General features: G+C 60.3%; 23 protein-coding genes. 11 read left to right on the top strand and 12 right to left on the bottom strand.

Annotated elements, in window-relative coordinates:
- Positions 1-116: 116 nt before the first annotated feature.
- Positions 117-992, top strand: a complete 876-nt coding sequence (locus FIV03_RS09335) for a DMT family transporter (RefSeq protein ID WP_173013815.1) — start codon at positions 117-119, stop codon at positions 990-992.
- A 36-nt stretch (positions 993-1,028) separates the two neighbouring features.
- Here FIV03_RS09335 and FIV03_RS09330 read toward each other — a convergent pair whose 3' ends face one another.
- Positions 1,029-1,919 (bottom strand): YihY/virulence factor BrkB family protein, encoded by an 891-nt coding sequence (locus FIV03_RS09330; RefSeq protein WP_152509371.1) that lies wholly within the window; start codon positions 1,917-1,919, stop codon positions 1,029-1,031.
- Positions 1,920-2,082: 163 nt separating this feature from the next.
- On the opposite strand from FIV03_RS09330, the gene FIV03_RS09325 reads away from it, so the two are divergent.
- Positions 2,083-3,771 (top strand): acyl-CoA dehydrogenase family protein, encoded by a 1,689-nt coding sequence (locus FIV03_RS09325; RefSeq protein WP_173013814.1) that lies wholly within the window; start codon positions 2,083-2,085, stop codon positions 3,769-3,771.
- 3 nt (positions 3,772-3,774) lie between these two features.
- Here FIV03_RS09325 and FIV03_RS09320 read toward each other — a convergent pair whose 3' ends face one another.
- Positions 3,775-4,353, bottom strand: coding sequence for an MgtC/SapB family protein (locus FIV03_RS09320; protein ID WP_286202278.1), 579 nt, complete (start codon positions 4,351-4,353; stop codon positions 3,775-3,777).
- An 89-nt stretch (positions 4,354-4,442) separates the two neighbouring features.
- Positions 4,443-4,871 carry a DUF4399 domain-containing protein gene (locus tag FIV03_RS09315; protein WP_062491303.1) on the bottom strand — a complete coding sequence of 143 codons (429 nt, stop codon included), beginning with the start codon at positions 4,869-4,871 and terminating at the stop codon, positions 4,443-4,445.
- Positions 4,872-5,079: 208 nt separating this feature from the next.
- Between FIV03_RS09315 and FIV03_RS09310 the strand changes: the two genes are divergently transcribed.
- Together FIV03_RS09310 and FIV03_RS09305 are read left to right on the top strand one after the other, a co-directional pair.
- Positions 5,080-5,532, top strand: coding sequence for a host attachment family protein (locus tag FIV03_RS09310; RefSeq protein WP_152509368.1), 453 nt, complete (start codon positions 5,080-5,082; stop codon positions 5,530-5,532).
- Between the two features lie 145 nt (positions 5,533-5,677).
- Complete coding sequence (locus FIV03_RS09305; RefSeq protein ID WP_152509367.1) at positions 5,678-6,265, top strand: exopolysaccharide biosynthesis protein; 588 nt, start codon at positions 5,678-5,680, stop codon at positions 6,263-6,265.
- A gap of 28 nt (positions 6,266-6,293) precedes the next feature.
- On the opposite strand, the gene FIV03_RS09300 is transcribed toward FIV03_RS09305, so the two are convergent.
- A complete protein-coding gene (locus FIV03_RS09300; RefSeq protein ID WP_152509366.1) occupies positions 6,294-7,325 on the bottom strand; it encodes a sodium:calcium antiporter in 1,032 nt (343 codons plus the stop codon).
- Between the two features lie 195 nt (positions 7,326-7,520).
- Here FIV03_RS09300 and FIV03_RS31555 point away from each other — a divergent pair, with 195 nt between their 5' ends.
- Together FIV03_RS31555 and FIV03_RS31550 are read left to right on the top strand one after the other, a co-directional pair.
- Positions 7,521-7,685, top strand: coding sequence for a hypothetical protein (locus FIV03_RS31555; RefSeq protein WP_023002957.1), 165 nt, complete (start codon positions 7,521-7,523; stop codon positions 7,683-7,685).
- Positions 7,686-7,809: 124 nt separating this feature from the next.
- Positions 7,810-7,971 (top strand): hypothetical protein, encoded by a 162-nt coding sequence (locus FIV03_RS31550; RefSeq protein ID WP_173013813.1) that lies wholly within the window; start codon positions 7,810-7,812, stop codon positions 7,969-7,971.
- 144 nt (positions 7,972-8,115) lie between these two features.
- Here the strand turns inward: FIV03_RS31550 and FIV03_RS09295 are convergent, their stop codons facing one another.
- Positions 8,116-8,367 (bottom strand): YMGG-like glycine zipper-containing protein, encoded by a 252-nt coding sequence (locus FIV03_RS09295; protein WP_023002955.1) that lies wholly within the window; start codon positions 8,365-8,367, stop codon positions 8,116-8,118.
- 201 nt (positions 8,368-8,568) lie between these two features.
- Between FIV03_RS09295 and FIV03_RS09290 the strand changes: the two genes are divergently transcribed.
- Both FIV03_RS09290 and FIV03_RS09285 read left to right on the top strand, forming a co-directional pair.
- Positions 8,569-8,817 carry a hypothetical protein gene (locus FIV03_RS09290; protein ID WP_075283357.1) on the top strand — a complete coding sequence of 83 codons (249 nt, stop codon included), beginning with the start codon at positions 8,569-8,571 and terminating at the stop codon, positions 8,815-8,817.
- A gap of 106 nt (positions 8,818-8,923) precedes the next feature.
- Complete coding sequence (locus FIV03_RS09285) at positions 8,924-9,298, top strand: YkvA family protein (protein ID WP_152509365.1); 375 nt, start codon at positions 8,924-8,926, stop codon at positions 9,296-9,298.
- 8 nt (positions 9,299-9,306) lie between these two features.
- Here the strand turns inward: FIV03_RS09285 and FIV03_RS09280 are convergent, their stop codons facing one another.
- Entirely contained in the window at positions 9,307-9,774 is a 468-nt protein-coding gene (locus FIV03_RS09280) for a translation initiation factor IF-3 (protein WP_152509364.1), read from the bottom strand.
- 332 nt (positions 9,775-10,106) lie between these two features.
- On the opposite strand from FIV03_RS09280, the gene infC reads away from it, so the two are divergent.
- The 3 genes from infC (at position 10,107) to FIV03_RS09265 (ending at position 12,396) form a co-directional block, all read left to right on the top strand.
- A complete protein-coding gene (infC, locus tag FIV03_RS09275) occupies positions 10,107-10,646 on the top strand; it encodes a translation initiation factor IF-3 (protein ID WP_075283347.1) in 540 nt (179 codons plus the stop codon).
- Between the two features lie 169 nt (positions 10,647-10,815).
- The gene (locus tag FIV03_RS09270; protein ID WP_152511878.1) at positions 10,816-11,481 is read left to right on the top strand and encodes a flavodoxin family protein; all 666 of its coding nucleotides are present in this window, start codon (positions 10,816-10,818) and stop codon (positions 11,479-11,481) included.
- A 15-nt stretch (positions 11,482-11,496) separates the two neighbouring features.
- Positions 11,497-12,396, top strand: coding sequence for a sigma-70 family RNA polymerase sigma factor (locus FIV03_RS09265; protein WP_152509363.1), 900 nt, complete (start codon positions 11,497-11,499; stop codon positions 12,394-12,396).
- A 30-nt stretch (positions 12,397-12,426) separates the two neighbouring features.
- Here the strand turns inward: FIV03_RS09265 and FIV03_RS09260 are convergent, their stop codons facing one another.
- The 6 genes from FIV03_RS09260 to FIV03_RS09235 are packed head-to-tail and all read right to left on the bottom strand — an operon-like array spanning position 12,427 to position 18,397.
- Positions 12,427-13,017, bottom strand: coding sequence for an HAD family phosphatase (locus FIV03_RS09260; protein WP_152509362.1), 591 nt, complete (start codon positions 13,015-13,017; stop codon positions 12,427-12,429).
- On the bottom strand, positions 13,014-14,285 hold the full coding sequence (locus FIV03_RS09255) for a glycerate kinase (protein WP_152509361.1): 1,272 nt from the start codon (positions 14,283-14,285) through the stop codon (positions 13,014-13,016). Before FIV03_RS09255 ends, FIV03_RS09260 begins: the two co-directional genes overlap by 4 nt.
- Complete coding sequence (locus tag FIV03_RS09250) at positions 14,282-15,295, bottom strand: LacI family DNA-binding transcriptional regulator (protein ID WP_023002945.1); 1,014 nt, start codon at positions 15,293-15,295, stop codon at positions 14,282-14,284. Before FIV03_RS09250 ends, FIV03_RS09255 begins: the two co-directional genes overlap by 4 nt.
- A 7-nt stretch (positions 15,296-15,302) precedes the next feature.
- The gene (locus FIV03_RS09245) at positions 15,303-16,466 is read right to left on the bottom strand and encodes a dihydrodipicolinate synthase family protein (RefSeq protein ID WP_152509360.1); all 1,164 of its coding nucleotides are present in this window, start codon (positions 16,464-16,466) and stop codon (positions 15,303-15,305) included.
- A 27-nt stretch (positions 16,467-16,493) separates the two neighbouring features.
- Positions 16,494-16,808, bottom strand: coding sequence for a Dabb family protein (locus FIV03_RS09240; RefSeq protein ID WP_152509359.1), 315 nt, complete (start codon positions 16,806-16,808; stop codon positions 16,494-16,496).
- A complete protein-coding gene (locus FIV03_RS09235) occupies positions 16,805-18,397 on the bottom strand; it encodes a GMC family oxidoreductase N-terminal domain-containing protein (RefSeq protein ID WP_152509358.1) in 1,593 nt (530 codons plus the stop codon). The genes FIV03_RS09240 and FIV03_RS09235 overlap by 4 nt, the downstream gene beginning before the upstream one ends.
- Positions 18,398-18,414 lie beyond the last annotated feature (17 nt).

Genomic DNA, 18,414 nt, shown 5'->3' with positions numbered 1-18,414 from the left:
TGTTTGCGCCGTATATTTGACTATAAATGCCAACTTACGGTTAACATGCGTGTAACCCCACCGACTCGGCGCAATATAACCTTGCGTCATCTTCGTCTTTGTCATTGAGGCTGCAAGTGAATCTCCTCGCCAGAGCCGCACCGGCCATTTTTGTTTTGCTGTGGTCTACGGGCTTCGTCGGTTCTAAACTCGGCGCGCCCTACATCGATCCGATGGTGTTTTTGACGGTCCGCTTCGTTGCTGTCCTGCCGGTGCTGATTCTGCTGGCGATGTTCCTGTCGAAGTCCTGGCCGAAAGATCCAGCTGCCATTGCCCATTGCATCTTCACCGGCATGCTGGTTCACGGCATCTATCTCGGCGGTGTGTTCTGGGCGATCAAACAGGGCATGCCGGCTGGAGCGTCCTCGATCATTGTCGGCCTTCAGCCCGTGCTGACCGCACTCATCGCGGTGGCTTTGCTTGGCGAAACCATTTCCCGCAGACACTGGCTCGCCATGGCCATCGGAGCGATTGGTCTTGCATTCGTTCTTGGTCCGAAACTCGACCTTGCCGGATCGGGCATCACGCCGGTGACGATATTCGTGGTCCTCATCTCCGTTGCGGCTATCAGCCTGGGAACGGTCTATCAGAAGCGTTTCGTACAGCACACCGACCTCATGGCGGCAACTGTCTGGCAGTACGTCGGCGCGTTGTTTGTCACCATTCCGCTGAGCCTGACCGAAAGCTGGCAGATCACCTGGTCAGGTGAGCTGATCTTTGCGATGGCCTGGCTCGTGCTGGTCTTGTCCGTCGGCGCGATCCTGCTCCTGATGCTGCTGATCCGCGAGGGCGCCGTCTCCCAGGTCGCAAGCCTTTTTTATCTGGTGCCGGTGGCAACAGCGGTGGAAAGCTATTTCCTGTTCGGTGAATCCCTGACGCCGGTTCAGATCGGCGGCATGGTTCTGGTCATAAGCGCCGTCTTGACCATCCGCAAGAAGCCAGCAAGGAGCTAGGGCTGGTCTCCGGAAGCCGTCTTTCGGAAAATCCGGTCAGGCTTCGGTGTCCAGCGCCAGCGCAAGCTGTTCCTGACGGCGGCGCCAGTAGCGCCGTTGGCGGGAGATTGCGGCGTTGAGTTCACCTCCCAGAATGAACACGAGCGCGCAGATATAAAGAAAGATCAGCGCGGTCATGATCCCGGCCAGACCGCCATAGGTGGAGACGTAATTGGCGAAGCTGGCGAGATAGGCACCGAAGGCACTGCCGGCGATGATCCACATGAACAGTGTGGCGAGCACTCCGGGCCACAGGTCGCGGAAAGTGCGATGCCCCGCCGGCAGCAGCCAGTGGGTGATGAAAAGGCCGATGATCAGCAGCGATCCGGCCAATGTGTATCGGGCAACGTTGATTGACAGCAGGAAAGTTTCGACCTGCGGCATGAAGACCTTCAGCCCCTCGAGGGCGAGCGGCGCCAGAACCACCAGAAACGTGTAGGCAAGCAGAATGCCGGCACCCAGCAGCACAAGCCCGATCGATTGCAGCCGCAACAGCACGATGGAGCGGTTTTCATGCTGCCGGTAGGCCCGGTTGAGCGCGGTGCGCAGCGCCTCCACCCCGTTGGAGGAAAACCACAGAGCGGCAACGGCGCCGAAAGTCACAAGGTCGCCGCGGCGAATGGTCAGGACATTCTGGATTTCCCGCACGACAGGCGATGCAACGCTTGCCGGCCAGGCATCGAACAGCAGTTCCGACACCGTGTCGGCAGCACCGGTCATGCCGAGAAAGGCCGCCAGCGAGGCGATGAAGATCAGCAGGGGAAATATCGCCAGCAACCCCGACAGCGCCACGTGACTGGCCATTGCAAAGCCGTCATCCCGGGCGAAGTGACCGATGGCGTCTTTCAGGACGGCGTAGATCACGAGAACTGTCTGTCTGGCGCTCATGACCCAAGATGTGGCCTGTGCTGACACAATTCGTCAAGCCTGGGTAGTGAAAACCGCATCCGCCAAAAGGTCTATAAATTCACGCTCGACAAATGAGAGTGTGCAACGCAACATAGCTTCAACAAGAAGCGCTGCTGCGCAACAAATGAAAACGGAGATCGCCATGTCCACCGCAGCCCTTTCGGCCGCAGAAACACCCGCAAGCCTTACCGAGCGAACGGAAGCCGCCGTCGCAACGCTCGATCATCTGCTCAATCTTGCAGCGCAGCGGGTGCGCGACCGCGTGAGCGAGGATGGGCGCATCTCCTCCCGTCTGATGGAAGAAGAGCAAAGGGCAACCCACGGACTGGCCTGGTTCGCAACCTATGTGGAGTCTCTGCGCCAATTGGATGCCTACGCGAAACGTCTGACCGCGGAAGGTCGCTACGGCGCTCTTGAGGACTACATCGTCCAGCTCGGATTTGCGGAGTACCTTGCGCAGATCTTTGGCGGCATTCCGATGAACCAGGGTGAAATCGTTCGCCTGGCGGATCTTGGCGTGTCTTCCGAAGAAGCTCTTGGCTTCCAGACAGCAGAGATCCTGTCGCTGATCGATACAGGCAGCCGTCCGGAAATCCGCAGCGAGATCACCCGCCTGATCCGCGATCAAGCGGGCCATTCCACCTTCGGCGACCCAGGTCTGGACGAGACCATGGAGCAGATCCGCAACGAGATGCGCCGCTTTGCGGAAGACAACGTCGTGCCCAACGCGCACGAGTGGCATCTGAAAAACGAATATATTCCGCTTGAGATTATCGAGCAGATGTCCGAGCTCGGCGTCTTTGGCCTCACCATACCGGAAGAATATGGTGGCCTCGGACTTGGCAAGGAAGCCATGTGCGTCGTCTCCGAAGAACTGTCCCGCGCCTATATCGGCGTCGGGTCGCTCGGCACCCGGTCCGAAATCGCGGCGGAACTCATTCTGTGCGGCGGAACGGAAGAGCAGAAGCAGCACTGGCTGCCGAAAATCGCATCCGGCGAGATCCTGCCGACTGCCGTCTTCACCGAACCCAATACCGGCTCGGACCTTGCCTCGCTGAAGACCCGCGCCGTGAAGGATGGCGACGTCTGGAAGGTGTCCGGCAACAAGACCTGGATTACCCATCCGGTCCGTGCCGATATCATGACCCTGCTGGCCCGCACCAACCCGGATGAACCCGGCTACAAGGGCTTGTCCATGTTTATCGCGGAAAAGCCGCGCGGCACCGACAAGGAGCCCTTCCCGGCGGACGGCATGAGTGGCGGCGAGATCGAAGTTCTCGGCTACCGGGGCATGAAGGAATATGAAATCGCTTTCGATGGCTTCGAGGTGAAGGGCGAGAACCTTCTCGGCCAGGTCGAAGGCGAAGGTTTCAAGCAACTGATGCAGACCTTTGAAGGCGCCCGCATCCAGACCGCTGCCCGCGCATTGGGCGTCGCCCAGTCTGCACTGGACCTGGGCCTGAGGTACGCCGAAGAACGCGTCCAGTTCGGCAAGGAACTCGTCAACTTCCCGCGTGTTGCCGACAAGCTGGCCATGATGACTGCCGAACTGATGATCGCCCGCCAGCTCACCTATTTCTCGTCCTGGCAGAAGGATTCCGGCAAGCGCTGCGATCTGGAAGCCGGCATGGCGAAACTGCTTGGTGCACGCGTTGCATGGGCCGCGGCGGACAATGCGCTGCAGATCCACGGCGGCAATGGCTTTGCTCTGGAATATGCAATTTCCCGCGTCCTGTGCGACGCCCGAATTCTGAACATCTTCGAAGGTGCGGCGGAAATTCAGGCTCAGGTCATCGCGCGCCGCCTGCTCGAGACGCGCGGCAACGCCTGATCGTCATCGCATCGCCCCTTCATCGCGAAGGCCCTGTGCCCGTGCGTGGCGACCGTTGTCAGATTCCACGTTCGATCCCTCGTCCGGGACGCTGTCCCGGGCTTGGGGACCGAGCTTGCTTTGCAGGCGGCCGATGACGGCCAAGACAATCACCACCATGATTGTTGCAAGGCCCGCCAATCCGATCTGACCGACGCCACAGGCCGTGCCGATGGCGCCTGCCAGCCACATTGAGGCACCGGTAGTGACGTTCTGCACTGAACCGTTGCGGGAAAAGATCAGACCGGCGGAGAGGAACGCCACGCCCGCCGTCACGGCTTCGACCAGACGGAGCGGATCCACATTGACGTTGCTCGCCCCGGAAAAGGGAAGATCGGCAAGCGCCTGGCTAATCAGCAGGAACAGACACGATGCAAATGCGATAAGCATATGCGTTCTGAGCCCGGCATCCTTGCCACGCTCTTCCCGCTCGAACCCGATGATACCGCCCAGAACGATGGCCGCAACCATCCGCAGAACCAGAACGTCCAGCGGAACCGCACCGAAGCCGAGGTCCATCTCTGCGGCAAGCCGGTCTACCATGGTCGTTCCTTGTTGCGGGTCGGTCAGCATAAGAGAGCAACGCCGCAACAAGTCTTTCGTTCCGGAAGGTTACCGGTACTGACTGCCGCCTACTCCACGGTAACGGTAATCTTTTCCGACATGACCGGCGGATTGTGCGGAATGTGCGACCAGTCCCCCAGCACCAGTTGCAGCGTGTGTGAACCGGCTGGCAGTTCGATCGTGGTTTCGGTCTGTCCACCACCGAAATGCTTGTGATTGTCATCCGCCGGAATAGCTTCGTTCAGCTCCTCGCCCTCGATGCTCTCATCGATGATCAGGTGATGGTGGCCGGTGTTTTCCTTTTCCGTGCCGGCAGGGGCAACGCCCATTCCGGAAAGGCCGAACTGGATGGTCACCGGACTTTTGACGGTATCGCCATCCTTCAGATTTACGAAGTAGAGCTTCACGCCGTCCGGTGCCGGAGTTTCTCCAGCCTGGGCGACGGCACCTGTGAGGGCAAGCACGGCAGCACCGAGCCCGATTGCTAGTCTCTTCATGATCTTCTCCCTTTCAAGGACGGAATTCTGCATTGTTCCGCACGACCACTCTTCACTTAGGGCGCCGCGCTCTCTTCCGGTAGGCCCCGCAATCCGTTTCCCGTACCGGTAGGCTTGCGAACTGTCCAAATTGTCACAGATATCCTCAGGAACGCTTCCGGTGGTCCGGCGTTCACTCCAGACGGACCCAAAACTGCAGGAGTGCGACATGAAGGATGCGATCCGACTGAAACATGATGGTTGGGTAGTCGTTGCCGACGGAACCAAGGCCTTGTTCCTGACCAACGCGGGCACGGAACACGTGCCGGACCTCAAGGTCTTTCGGAAAGAAACCCAGGATAACCCTCCCAACCGCGACCAGACCGCTGACCGTCCCGGTCGCATGAGCGACGGTCCGCAGGGGCATCGAAGTGCAGTTCAGGAAGCCGACTGGCATGCCCTGGCTGAAGACGACTTTGCCGCGGACCTTGCCCAGATGCTCTACAAGCGCGCCCACAAGGGCAAGTTCGACGAGATCGTACTGGTAGCAGCCCCTTCGGTTCTCGGGCAGGTTCGCAAGCGGCTGCACAAGGAAGTCAGTGACCGTGTCGTCGCGGAGATCGACAAGGATCTCACCAATCATCCTGTCGATCGCATCGAGAAACTTGTCTTCGGAAGATAATCATCTTCTCGCACGGAGGCTCGGGACATTCGGCCGCCATGGTCCGAACGCCCCTGCCACGATGTGCCTTGCAAGACCAGGCTCGGAATTTTTTCACCCTAGAGAACAGTGGCCGCCAATTGCGGCCGCTGGAACAGGCAGGACCATGACCGCTGATCCGGACTTGGACCGGCCCCTGACGTCCATTGTCGACAGGGTCGGAGACATCACGAAAGAAGGACAGGTCTCGCTTGACCGCGTGGTCGGCGCTTTCGAGAAAACCGGATTTGCGACGATGCTGATCGTGCCCGCGGCCGCCGTCGTGACACCGCTGAGCGGCATTCCCCTGTTTTCAAGCCTTTGCGGAATGACCATTTGCCTGATCGCGGCACAATGGCTAATGAAACGCGACCGGGTCTGGCTTCCTCACTGGCTGGGTCAGCAAAGTCTTGAGGGCGACAAGGTGCGGCTGGCGATGAACAAGCTGCGGCCCGCCGCACGCTGGCTGGACAATCATTCCCGCGCGAGAGCACGGTTCCTGTTTCGGCAACCGCTTCGGGCCTTGTTGCCGCTCTCGTGCCTCCTGTTCGGCGCCTTGATGCCCTTTCTCGAACTGGTACCATTCTCGTCATCGCTTCTTGGCGCATCCGTTTGCCTGATTGCCTTCTCTCTCCTCACCCGGGACGGACTGTTTGCCCTTGCCGCGCTTTTGCCCCTGGCCATCGTTGTCTGGGCACTGACGGCCTTGTTCTGAAGAAGGCCTCCCGATCAGGTTCGCAGGATCAACCGAGCGCCTGAAGCGCGATGGCACCGCCATAGATGCCAAGCAGACTGACACTTTCAAAACCGATCCCGCCGGGGCCTGACTTCTGCCGCACCAGCAACCCCAGAAGCAGGACCACCGTCATCACCAGCCCGATCGCCAGCCAGAAATAGTCCTGAGGGGAGACTGCCTGATAAAGCGAGCCGTCGCGATAAGCGACATCGGAAAGTGTCAGGAACAGAGTATCGAAGGTGTTGCCGCCAACAATGCCGCCAATGGCGAGCTGCAAGGCACCACGATGCACGGCTGCCAGCGTCGTCACCAGTTCGGGCAGCGAGGTGACAACGGCTGTCATCAGCGCGCCGACAAGCGAGGCGTTGAGATTGAAACGATCCGTCAGCGCACCAGCCACTTCCGCCAGCACCCAGCCCATCGAGGCGAGGATAAGCATCAGCGCTGAAAACCCTGCGATAAGCCGCAAGTTTCCGCGCAGGTCGTGCTGTTCCTCATCCGGGCTGTCCTCGTGGGTTTCGGACGTATTCACGACACGCCACATGGGCTGTTCCCGCACGTGCCGCTGAGCCAGCAAACCGCTGCCATAAACGATAACCAGGGCGTAGGAGGCTGGATGAACGCCCAGTAACGTGATTTCCGGGGTGGTGTAGGCGACCAGGGGAATGGCCAGCAAAAGCATCAGCAGGGCGCATTGAAAAAGGCTGGAAACGTCAGCAGCCACATGCTCCAGGTTCCCGCGCCGGTAAACGATATCAGCGATGGCCAGAAAGGCAGTCTGCGCGGCGATACCGCCAACGCCATTTGAAAAGGCCAGCGACGCACGGCCGTCCAGCGCAGCTGTAACGGACACCACGGTGCCCGAGAGCGACGTGGCCGCCCCCAGTAGGACACCGCCAACCAAGGCCTCGCCCAGACCTGTCCGGTCGGCAATACGGTCAGCCTGACCGGTCAGATGAATGCCGCAAACGAGAATTACTCCACCGGCACCTGCAAAAAGCGCGAGCAAGACCCACAGCGGCATGCTGTCGAAACCCATAGTGACCTTGTCCCCTCTTGGCATTTGCGGAAGTTGTCCGGACTTCAAAGGGAAAACGGTCACCCCACCAGGAAGTTCCCACCTGAACGTTCCCGCTTGGATCTCCCAGGGGGGAACGAATAAGGGTCTTGCGCGTTAACCGCTGAAGAGCAGTCGAGCCTGGCTGCCAAGTGGCAACATCGCGAGGTAGTGAAGATGATCTATCACGGCTTTAACGACGATGCGGACCGGCACCTTGCCATCCTGCGTGAAAGGATCAGAGACAAGGAAGCCTCCAGCTGGAAGCACCTTGCTCTTGGCTTCGGCTTCAGCGGCATCATTTTTTCGCTGATCGCCCTGATATTCCTGCTCAGCTATTGATCGTACGCCCAGGCCAGCCTGGACGTTTTCAGGAACACTACTGCCGCTCGAACGTTGATCTGAAGAGTGATGAGGCCAAAACGCCCTCAGCGCTTGCAACGACGTACAATCCAGCGAGGTAGAGATGACTTATCAAAGGCAGACCAGCGAACAGGACAAGGAAGTCGTTCTGGGAGAAAAGGAAGCCAAGCAGGGCCTCGAGCTTCACGAGATGCGCTACGTCCTGGCAATCGGCACCGCAGGCGCAGTAATCGCACTGGCGGTTGTCGGCTACATCCTGCTTTGAGTTCACCAGTCCGGAAGGGGTAGAGCCCTTCGAAGGACCAAACAAAAGGGACGAACCTTGAAAAGGTCGTCCCTTTTGTTTTTCAGGCGAGAGGGTCAGCTCTCGATCACAGTAGGTGACCCGGCAGATCGCCGGGCAGACCGATTAACGGCAAGCCGCCACATATTCGCGGCCGTAGGAATCGCGGTAGATACACTTGCCCGGTTCCGTTGCCCTTCCGACAAGCGCACCGGCAGCCGCGCCGACAGCGCCACCAACAAGCGCCCCGCCTGCCTTACCGGTCGTTGCAGCACCGATCGCCGCGCCTGAGGCACCACCGATCACCGCGCCCTTTTGCGTGTTGTTGCAAGCGGTCAGACCAGTCAAAGCGACCGCAACCAGCATGATTTTCCACATGATCAACTCCCTTCGTGTTGCATTAGGCAGAACGGGAGAACAGCGGAAATGTTCCAGAAAAAGATGGAAAACTGCGGTCAAAACCAACGCAGAGATCCGTCGTGCGGAGGAACTTCTGTCAGCCTCGAACGTTTGCCCGGTATCGGGCAGCCGGCGTTCCAGCAGTGGATTTCCCGGCTGCCACTTACAGGAGGATCCGACATGACTGACAGGACCAGGGACGAGATCGCCCGTATTTTGAAAGACAACACGCGCAGCAAGGCTGATCGCGTAGACGAGCTTCTGCGGATGCGCGAGGACGCACGTGCCCTGCAACGGGCGGCGACGGAAAGCCCGATGGGGAATGAAACCCCGGATTCGTCGGGTCTTCGGGACATCGACAGGGCACTGGAGCGCCTCGGCCATAGCGACCTGACCGAGGCTGAGGAAAACAGCGCCGCAACCCTTTGACTGTCGACCTTGCGCGGCCCTTCCAGTCCGGCCAGGAAGGGCGAAACGTTGAAGCTGCCGGCAAGAAAACCTATCTCTAAAGGCGAACACAAGCACAGGCGGCCCCATGAACACCACCTTTGAAGACCTTGGCTTTGACCCCGAGATCCTCGGCCCGGAGGAAGAGCAGAAGAGGACGATCCGTCAGAAATTGATGACGACGGTCCGCAAGGCCGCGCGTCAGGTGCCGTTCATGGAAGATGTCGTCGCCGGCTATTTCTGCGCGCTCGATCCCGCGACACCCAGCAAGGTGCGGGCCACCGTCCTCGCATCGCTGGCGTATTTCGTGCTGCCTTTGGATGTAATTCCAGACTTTCTGATCGGCATCGGCTTCGGCGATGACGCGACCGTGCTTCTGGCCGCCCTCGCGATGATCCGCAGCCACATGCGACCGGATCACTACCAGGCTGCAAAGGATGCCTTGAAGGACGGCGAAATCTGACCGCCTTTCTAGAGGTGGTCGCGTCCGGGCTGATCGTCTTGTGCCGGCTTGTGCGTCACTTGACCGGCCGCTTTGGTTCCGTGCCAGCAGCCTGACGTTCTCCCGGCAATCAGCCAGTAAATTTCACCGCCGATAAATCCGGCCGCCAGCGCAACCGCACTTCCCGGCCGGAAGGCACTGTCCGCGGCTTCGGCTCCAAGTGTCCAGACCGCAAAGGCGATCACCCCGGCGGCACCGACGTGAAACAGGAAACTGCGCAGCCGTGCAGCTTCGGCCAGAACGATTGCAACGGCAGCCGGGGCCAGGGCCGTGGCACCGACCACACTTGCACCCACGAGACCGCTTCCGACCATGGTTGCAAAGGCAATCGGATCGGCTTCGGGATGCCCGGCCCGGAAAAAGCCCCAGGCAAGGAACAGGCCGCACGCCAGCACCGCGAAGATGAAACCGAACGCGATCCTGAGAAGCTGCAACATGAATTTCCCGCCGTCCAAACCGCTGTCCTTCCTTGATATGCGCGAGCTGACTGCTTACTTGACCATCTGCCGGTCGGATTGCAACCTTCCAGAACCGGCAGTGGCCCGACTGGCCATGACCAGGCCAGCCGGAGCCTTAGCCCCTGAAAATGTGACCCGGCATGTCGAAAACGGTGTTTTCGCTTGACTTTTTGCCGGTTTCGCAAGACGTTGGGGGATGGCGTTAGGCCATATCCATCTCAGCACCTTGGTACCAGCGTTCCGAGGATTTTTGTGCATGGAGCATATCAAAGCCCTAGCGCCACGTTTAAACGAAAGAGGAGTTTGCGACCATTCGCCGTCCGTTCCGCGCCCCGCCTCCTACGAAGGAAGGCCCGCGCACAAACCACGAAATTCGCGTTCGCGAAGTCCAGTTGATTGATCATGAAGGCGCCAACCGTGGCGTCATCCCGACAGAAGAGGCGATGGGCATCGCCATGGATGCCGGGTTGGATCTTGTTGAAATCCAGCCGAACGCAAATCCGCCTGTCTGCAAGATCCTGGACTATGGCCGGTACAAGTACCAGGCTCAGAAGAAAGCAGCAGAAGCCCGCAAGAAACAGAAGACCGTCGAGATCAAGGAGATCAAGATGCGTCCGAACATCGACACCCACGACTACGAGGTGAAGATGAAGAGCATGTTGCGGTTCTTTGGCGAAGGCGACAAGGTGAAGGTCACACTCCGTTTCCGGGGCCGCGAAATGGCCCACCAGGACCTGGGCATGAACCTGCTCAACAAGGTCCGTGAGGAAACCAACGAAATCGCCAAGGTTGAATCCGCACCGAAGCTCGAAGGCCGCCAGATGGTTATGGTTCTGGCTCCGATCAAGTAAGCTTCATTGCGTTTCGAATGTCCGAAAACCCCGCTCCGGCGGGGTTTTCTCGTTTTCAGTCGGCAGAATAGCTCATTTCTTCAAAAATCCCGTCCGGCATGTCACATCCAGCGCCGCTGTCTTGTCATTACCTGCGAACACCAGGTGTGCGCAGGAGACGAAAATGATGATGGACAATGGGAATGCAGCAGCAGGGCTTCAGACCAAGCTTGCGAACGACCGGCAATTGATTGACGTCGCCGTCGTTTTTCACAGCGGGTACGGTCACACAGAACGTCAGGCAGCGGCTGTCAGGCAGGGCATAGAGGATGTCGATGGTGCACGCGCACTGCTTCTGACAGCGGATGAAGCCAGCACCCGCTGGAACGAACTCAATGCGGCCAGCGCAATCATCTTCGGCACACCAACCTACGTCGGCGCAGCCTCCGCCGCCTTCAAGACCTTTCAGGAAGCCAGCTCGCAGGAAATCATGTCGAAGGGCTATCTCTGGCGGGACAAGATTGCAGCCGGCTTCACCAATTCCGGTTCGCGTTCCGGCGACAAGCTGGCGGTGCTCATCCAGTTGGCCCTGTTTGCAGCCCAGCACGGCATGCACTGGGTCAGCCTGGACCTGCCGCCAGCCAATTGTTCCTCGCAAGGAACGGAAGACGATCTCAACCGGCTCGGCTTCTGGCTCGGGGCCGCGGCACAGTCGAACACCGACGAAGGGCCACAGACAGCTCCCCCGGCCGCGGATCTGGCAACCGCCCGCCATCTGGGCAGGCGTGTGGCGAAAACGGCCTTGCAGTTTGCAGCCGGACGGGTGCAAGCACGGCCCGAACCGGCGTTGACGTGATAGGCTGTTGTGATCATGACGGATACACCGGCCCCTGAAGACGACACCGCTTTGCGCAGGCGACTAACCCGCATCGCCTACCGCATGCTGGGATCAGTCTCCGACGCGGAAGACGTGGTTCAGGAAGCCTGGCTGCGCTGGCTTGCCACCGACAGGGAAAAGGTGCGCGAGCCTGCCGCCTTCCTGAAGACCATCGTCACACGGCTCTGCCTCAATGAACTGAAATCCGCACGCCGTCGCCGCATGTCCTATGTTGGACCCTGGCTTCCAGAGCCCCTGCTGACAACATCAGATGCCGAAGCCGCCGACGACATCACGTTGCCCGTGATGGTGGCTCTGGAGCGGCTGTCACCGCTCGAAAGGGCCGCCTTTCTGCTGCATGACGTTTTCAGCATGGGTTTCGAGGAAATTTCGACCGCAATCAACCGGGAACCGGCTGCCTGCCGCAAGCTCGCCAGTCGCGCCAGGGCAAGGCTGCAAGAAGCAAGACCACGCTTTTCCGCCACGCCGGAACAGGGCAGGAAGCTGGCGACCGCCTTCTACGAAGCATCGCGCAGCGGCGACATGGAAAAACTCCAATCCTTGCTGGCCGAAGACATCGTCGTCTACGCCGACGGCGGCGGCAAGGTGCCTGCCACATCAGCCCCGACATTCGGGCACGAACGGTCCATGATCCTCTTTGCGGCACTCGCCCGCTATTTCAGAAAGGTTCCGTCACGACTGATCCGGTTTGCTGACATTGACGGACTGCCCGGATTTGTAACCGAGGAAGATGGCGGCATTGTCCAGACCACCGCATTGCAGGTCCGGGACGGCAGGATCATCGCCGTCTATGTGACCCGCAACCCGGAAAAGCTCAGGCATCTTGGGGCAGATCAGGAGGACACAATGCGTCAGTCAATTGACCGGAACTGAACGGCACAAGTGGCAATCAGCTTCGCGGCGTTATCCGATCAGCCGGTTCACATCGACAACCGGCATTCCTGCGTTGCGCGCTGCCTCAAGCCCCTGATGACTGTCCTCGAACACGAGGCATTGTTCGGCTGCGACACCGAGCCGGGAAGCGGCCTCCAGGAAGAGATCCGGCGCCGGTTTGGCATGGGCAACGTCATCTATCGTGACAACCGTATCGAACAACGGCAGCAGTCCCGTCTCCTTCAAGGACGCCAGCACCACTTCCTGCGGTCCACCAGAGGCGACCGCCATCGGCAACTTGCCGCGAAACCTCCGCGCAATGGCGCTTATTACCTCGATCTCGCCGACTTCACCGATCCGGGCCAATACTGCCGTGCGCATCTCCCGAACGGCCAATGGGCGATCCACCGTAACTCCGTGCTCGGCTTCATAGTCATCAAGAAGCACATGTTCCGACATTCCCGCCCGGGCGTGGTACCAGTCCGGCTCCATATGATGACCGGCGGCCCTGAACGCGTCCTGCCAGGCACCGGCATAGAGCGTTGGTGTTTGCACCAGCGTGCCATCACAATCGAAAATCAGGGCCTGCGCCCGTTGGAGAAGCGTCTCCAGCTCATTCATGTCATTGGGCTTTCGATGAGAATTGCACGGAAATCGTTAACGTTGGTGAGGGTTGGCCCCGGCACCACCTGATCGCCAAGAGCCGCGAAGAAACTGTGGCTGTCATTGTCGCCGAGCATGGCGACCGGTTCGAGGCCAAGCGCCTCTGCACGCTCAAGAGTGTCTGGGCCAACAACCGCCCCTGCGACATCCGCCGCCCCGTCGACACCGTCTGTGTCACAGGCAATCCCGTAAAGACCGTTAGCTCCCTTGAGTGCGATCGCGAGCGCAAGGGCAAATTCCGCATTCGGCCCACCACAGCCCTTGCCGCGCCGCGTCACCGTGCATTCACCGCCGGACAGAAGCAGGACGGGCCGCCCACCCGGTTTCATCGCCTGCTGGCGTTCGATCGCGAGTCTTGCCTGCTGTGCAGCCACTTCGCGCGCCTCGCCTTCAATGGCGTCCCCCAGGATTTCAACTTCCACACCTTCGTCGGCTGCCAGGCTTGCCGCTGCTTCCAGCGAAAGGGACGGTGCCGCGATGATGCGGTTTTCCACCCTCGACACTCTTTCATCTTCCGGCGGCAGCACTCCGGTGGCGCCGTCCAGCACAGCGAGAACAGATGCCGGCACAGACATGCTGAAGCGTTCGATAACCGCGCGCGCGTCCGCTGGCGTCGTCTGATCGCCGACCGTCGGGCCCGAGGCAATGAAGGCCGGATCGTCACCGGCAACATCGGAAATGATCAACGTCGTCATCCGGGCAGGATAGGCTGCCGCTGCAAGCTGGCCACCCTTGACCAGGCTGACGTGCTTGCGGACTGTGTTCATGTCGGTGATTGGCGCACCTGACGCCAGCAGGGCTTCATTCAAGGCCTGTAGGTCAGCCAGCGAAATATCTCCGGCCGGTGCCTCCAGCAGCGCCGACGCCCCGCCTGAAATCAGCGCGATCACGTGATCCGCTTCTTCAAGCGAAGACAACAGACCGAGAAGGCGTTGTGTTGCCTGAAGCCCACGCCCGTCCGGCACCGGATGCGATGCCTCGACGATTTCGATCCCCTGGCAGGGCCGGGAATAGCCGTCGCGGGTGATGACCAGTCCCTCTGAAGCCCCCCAGGCTGCTTCAACCGCTTCGGCCATGCGTGCCGACGCCTTGCCGGCACCGATCACGACCGTCCGACCCTTTATCCGTTCCGGCAGGAATGCGGGAACGCACTTCATCGGGTCAGCCGCTGCAACGGCCGTCTCGAACAGACGCCGCAATAGGGCCTCACGCGAACAATCTGTCATGCATCGAGTCCCAGGGTCGATTGCCGTTTAATGAGCTCGACCGGATAATGTTTCGTGTCGGGTGGCCTGACGCCATCGACAATCCAGGCCAGCATCGCTTCGGCAGCATTGCGGCCGAACAGCGCGGTATCGCAGCGCACCGAGCTGAGCCTGGGAAAGGCCAGCGAGCATTCCTCGATATCGTCGAAGCCGATGATCCTGAAATCCTGACCAACCTTGATGCCAAGCTCGGCAAAGCCGCTCAGCATGCCAAGCGCAACCAGATCGCTGAAACAGATCGCCGCTTCCAGGCCTTCGTGTTCCTGCAGGATCTTCAACGCGATTTCACGGCCGAACTGCCTCGATGGCCGTCCGTGAAAAATGGTCGGCGCAAGGCCGTTCGCCTGCATCACGCTTCGATAGCCGGACATGCGCTCCAAGGTAATCGGACGATCCGCCAGACCACCGGCAAAGGCGATCTTCTGACATCCCGTATCGATCAGGTGCCGTGTCGCGGCTTCGCCTCCAAAGGCGTAGTCATGCGAAGCGAAGGGAAACAGGTCCGTGCGCTCGTCCAGCTGACGCAGCACCTGCATGGTGGGAATTCCGGCCCGCTCGATCCGTTCGAAGGGGCTTTCGTCGCCGCCATAGGTCGGCGAGATGACGAAGGCCGACACGCCATGCTCGATCATGCTGTCGATCACCTGGGCCTGGATTTCCGGGTCTTCATCCGTGTTGGCGATGACGGTCGAGTATCCCTTGCTGGCAAAGGTCATCTGCGCACTGGCGGCAAATTCGGTGAAGAAGGGGTTGCGCAGGTCATTGATGATCAGGCCGATGAGACCGGATGCAGCGCCGCGCAAGCCGGCTGCCGAGCGGTTGTAGACATAACCAAGCTCATCAATTGCCCTGGCCACCTCTTCCCGGGTCGACTGCTTTACCAGCGACGAATTCTGGAGCACCAGCGAGACGGTCGATTTCGAAACACCCGCCTGCCTTGCAACATCCAGAATTGTCGGCCGCTTCTTCATGAAAGGTCTATCCGATCCCGTGCAGTTTCAGGAGCAGCCCCATGCGCTCCTCGGCGATCTCCGGCTTTGACAACAAACGCGCCTGATCCGCAAGCCGGAAGACCTCTGCATAATGGGCAATCTCACGCGAAGACTGAAAACCGGCCGGCATGATGAAGTGGCTCTGGGCATCGTTCAGCCAGGCAAGAAACGCGATTCCGGCCTTGTAGAAGCGGGTCGGAGCCTTGAAGATTTCCCGGCTGAGAGGAACGGTCGGCGCGAAGAGCTGGTGATAGGTATCCATATCCCCTTCCGCCAATGCCTCAAGCGCCTGGCTCGCCACGGGGGCAATCGCCGCAAAGGCCCCCAGCAGAGCATGCGAATAGTGCTTGCCGTCGCCGGCGATCAGATCCGCATAGTTGAAGTCATCGCCTGTATAAAGCCGCACGCCTTCAGGCAAGCGCGCACGGAAGGCTTCTTCGTGTGCCTGGTCGAGCAAGGAGATCTTGATGCCGTCGACCTTGGCTGCATGGCTTTCGATGATGGCGAGGACAGCGTCGGACGCCGCCGAGACATCCTTAGACCCCCAATATCCCGTCAGGTCCGGATCGAACATGTCGCCCAGCCAGTGCAGGATGATCGGCTCCCGCGCCTGACGGATCAGCCGGCCATAGACGTCGGCGTAATCGTCCGGCCCCGCCCCGATGGCGGGAAGCGCCCGCGATGCCATCAGGATCGCCTGCCCGCCTGCCGCCTCGATGGCCTCCAGCTGGACCGTATAGGCCGCAACGATGTCGTCGTTCGTCTTGAGATTTTCCAGCGGCACCTGATCGGTGCCTGCCCCGCAGGCAACACGCGGCTTCAGCGGATGCGCCTTCGCCTCTTTCATGGTGCGTTCGATGAGTTCCTTCGCCGTTGCCCAGTCAACGCCCATGCCGCGCTGCGCGGTGTCCATGGCCTCGGCCAGTCCCAGCCCCTGATCCCACAGCCAGTGCCGGAATTTCAGCGTATTTTCCCAATCGACTGCCGGAGAACCAACCCACGGATCGCGCTCGCGCAGCGGATCGGACACCACATGCGCCGCGGCAAAAGCGGTGCGGGTCAGCGGCACGCGCGGGGCACGCGGGGTCAGGGCTTCTCCGATGAGGCTGTAGGGTTCCAGACGATTTTCGTAGGTGGGCAGGGTCAGCATGATACGCTCCGGAAACTTGGCGGCCGGTCAGGCCGAGACGGGAATATCGAGGACGAGAATGCCGTCGATCCCGCCGATGGCATTGGCGACCAGCTTGGCGCCGAGCGCCTTGTGGTCCGGATGGGTCTGGTAGGCTTCCAGTGCCTCCGAGCTTTCGAAATCGACGGTGAACCCGTGCATGTAGCCCCGTTCGATCTGTTCAGGGCTTTCGCTGCGGCCCGAAACGATCGCGCCGATGCCGGACACCTGATTGCGGATACTTCTGAGTTCCTGAAACAGGCTTTCGATCAGCTCTTCGGCAACATCCGGCTGAAACTTGATGAGAACGATATGGCGGATCATGACAGCGCCCCGTGATCTTGGCGGATCATGTCGGAGGCTTTCTCGCCGATCATGATGGCCGCGGCATTGGTGTTGGAGGAAACGACCGTCGGCATGATGGAAGCATCGACCACGCGAAGCCCCTCAACACCGTTGAACCTCAGGCGCGGATCGACCACGGCCTTGTCGTCGGAGCCCATGCGGCAGGTACCTGTCGGGTGATGGGAGGTCTTGGAGTGTTCGCAGATGAAGCGGAAGTAGTCTTCGTCGGTCTTCACTCCTGGCCCCGGCAAGTGCTCGGCCTTGATAAAGGGCTTCAGCGGCGCTTGCGCGAGAATTTCCTGCGTCAGCTTCAGGCCCCGGATCGACATTTCCCGGTCTTGGCTGTCCTGCAGGTAATTCGGGTCGATCAACGGCGCATCTGCGGGATTGGAACTCTTCAGGCGCACGCTGCCCCTTGAGCGCGGACGCAGGTAACAGGAGTTGAGCGTCACGCCGCCATCCGGCATGGCGGCAACGCCGGATTCGATCCCCGTGCCCAGACCCAGATGGAATTGCAGGTCGGGCGAGCGCGCATCGGGGTTCGCGTACCAGAACCCGCCCGTCTCGAACAGGCTGGAGGACACCGGCCCGCGCCGGGTGAGCAGATACTGCAGGCCGGCCAGCACCGACAGATGCGGCTTGGCATAGCGGTCGTAGGTGTGCGGGCCGCTGACTTCGCAAATGCAGTAGAGGTCCAGATGGTCCTGCAGGTTGGAACCGACCTCAGGCTGGTCATAGGCGATATCGATACCGAGCTTTCTGAGTTCGTCCGCGGGACCGATGCCGGAAAGCTGAAGCAGACGGGGCGAGCCGATGGAGCCGGACGACAGAATGACTTCCGAGCTCGCCGTCAGGCGCGTGCCGTCAATGAGTTCGACACCGGTCGCCTTGCCGCCTTCCACCACGATACGGCGCACCTGGGCACCGGTCTTGATGTGGAGATTGGGCCTGCCCTTGTTGGGCGCCAGATACGCCATGGCCGAGGAAGACCGGCGGGCATTGCGCTGTGTCAGCTGGTAGTAGGCAACGCCGTCCTGCTTCTCGCCTGTCACATCCTCGTTTTTCGGAATGCCAAGCGCAGCAGCGGCTTCGAAATAGGCTTCGCAGATCGGCAACGGGGCACAGGGCCTGGAAACGCCGAGCGGGCCGCCCTTGCCATGGTAGCGGTTGTCGTAGGTGTCGTTGTCCTCGGCCTTGCGGTAGTAGGGCAGAACGTCTTCATACCCCCAGCCCTCGCAGCCCATCTGACGCCACTCGTCATAATCCAGCGCGTTGCCGCGGGTATAGATCTGCGCATTGATGGCCGAACCGCCACCGATCACCTTGGCCTGGGTATAGCGGAACACCCGGTTCTGCATGTGCTTTTGCGGCACCGTGTGCCAGCCCCAGGAGCCGATGCCCTTGGTCATTTTCGCAAAGCCGGCAGGCAGGTGATAGAACGGATGCCAGTCGCGCCCGCCTGCTTCCAGCAGCAGCACGGAAATGTCCGGATTCTCGGTTAAACGCGCGGCAACAACCGAGCCGGCGCTGCCACCACCGATGATGATGAAGTCGTAGCCTGTATTCATCTGAAGTCTCTCAGAAC

The sequence above is a fragment of the Labrenzia sp. THAF187b genome (assembly GCF_009363375.1).
Classification (GTDB): domain Bacteria; phylum Pseudomonadota; class Alphaproteobacteria; order Rhizobiales; family Stappiaceae; genus Roseibium; species Roseibium algicola.
The sequence above is the reverse complement of the archived record's forward strand: the minus strand, read 5'-3'. Positions and strand labels throughout refer to the sequence as shown.

Coding starts and splice junctions, on each gene's coding strand:
- FIV03_RS09270 (WP_152511878.1), top strand. CDS start 10,816: ATGGACAATGGGAATGCAGCAGCAGGGCTTCAGACCAAGCTTGCGAAC.
- FIV03_RS09320 (WP_286202278.1), bottom strand. CDS start 4,353: ATGGTAGACCGGCTTGCCGCAGAGATGGACCTCGGCTTCGGTGCGGTT.
- FIV03_RS09310 (WP_152509368.1), top strand. CDS start 5,080: ATGAAGGATGCGATCCGACTGAAACATGATGGTTGGGTAGTCGTTGCC.
- FIV03_RS09235 (WP_152509358.1), bottom strand. CDS start 18,397: ATGAATACAGGCTACGACTTCATCATCATCGGTGGTGGCAGCGCCGGC.
- FIV03_RS09255 (WP_152509361.1), bottom strand. CDS start 14,285: ATGACAGATTGTTCGCGTGAGGCCCTATTGCGGCGTCTGTTCGAGACG.
- FIV03_RS31550 (WP_173013813.1), top strand. CDS start 7,810: ATGACTTATCAAAGGCAGACCAGCGAACAGGACAAGGAAGTCGTTCTG.
- FIV03_RS09290 (WP_075283357.1), top strand. CDS start 8,569: ATGACTGACAGGACCAGGGACGAGATCGCCCGTATTTTGAAAGACAAC.
- FIV03_RS09285 (WP_152509365.1), top strand. CDS start 8,924: ATGAACACCACCTTTGAAGACCTTGGCTTTGACCCCGAGATCCTCGGC.
- FIV03_RS09265 (WP_152509363.1), top strand. CDS start 11,497: ATGACGGATACACCGGCCCCTGAAGACGACACCGCTTTGCGCAGGCGA.
- FIV03_RS09300 (WP_152509366.1), bottom strand. CDS start 7,325: ATGGGTTTCGACAGCATGCCGCTGTGGGTCTTGCTCGCGCTTTTTGCA.
- FIV03_RS09280 (WP_152509364.1), bottom strand. CDS start 9,774: ATGTTGCAGCTTCTCAGGATCGCGTTCGGTTTCATCTTCGCGGTGCTG.
- FIV03_RS09305 (WP_152509367.1), top strand. CDS start 5,678: ATGACCGCTGATCCGGACTTGGACCGGCCCCTGACGTCCATTGTCGAC.
- FIV03_RS09315 (WP_062491303.1), bottom strand. CDS start 4,871: ATGAAGAGACTAGCAATCGGGCTCGGTGCTGCCGTGCTTGCCCTCACA.
- FIV03_RS09245 (WP_152509360.1), bottom strand. CDS start 16,466: ATGCTGACCCTGCCCACCTACGAAAATCGTCTGGAACCCTACAGCCTC.
- FIV03_RS09250 (WP_023002945.1), bottom strand. CDS start 15,295: ATGAAGAAGCGGCCGACAATTCTGGATGTTGCAAGGCAGGCGGGTGTT.
- FIV03_RS09295 (WP_023002955.1), bottom strand. CDS start 8,367: ATGTGGAAAATCATGCTGGTTGCGGTCGCTTTGACTGGTCTGACCGCT.
- FIV03_RS09240 (WP_152509359.1), bottom strand. CDS start 16,808: ATGATCCGCCATATCGTTCTCATCAAGTTTCAGCCGGATGTTGCCGAA.
- FIV03_RS31555 (WP_023002957.1), top strand. CDS start 7,521: ATGATCTATCACGGCTTTAACGACGATGCGGACCGGCACCTTGCCATC.
- FIV03_RS09330 (WP_152509371.1), bottom strand. CDS start 1,919: ATGAGCGCCAGACAGACAGTTCTCGTGATCTACGCCGTCCTGAAAGAC.
- FIV03_RS09325 (WP_173013814.1), top strand. CDS start 2,083: ATGTCCACCGCAGCCCTTTCGGCCGCAGAAACACCCGCAAGCCTTACC.
- FIV03_RS09260 (WP_152509362.1), bottom strand. CDS start 13,017: ATGAATGAGCTGGAGACGCTTCTCCAACGGGCGCAGGCCCTGATTTTC.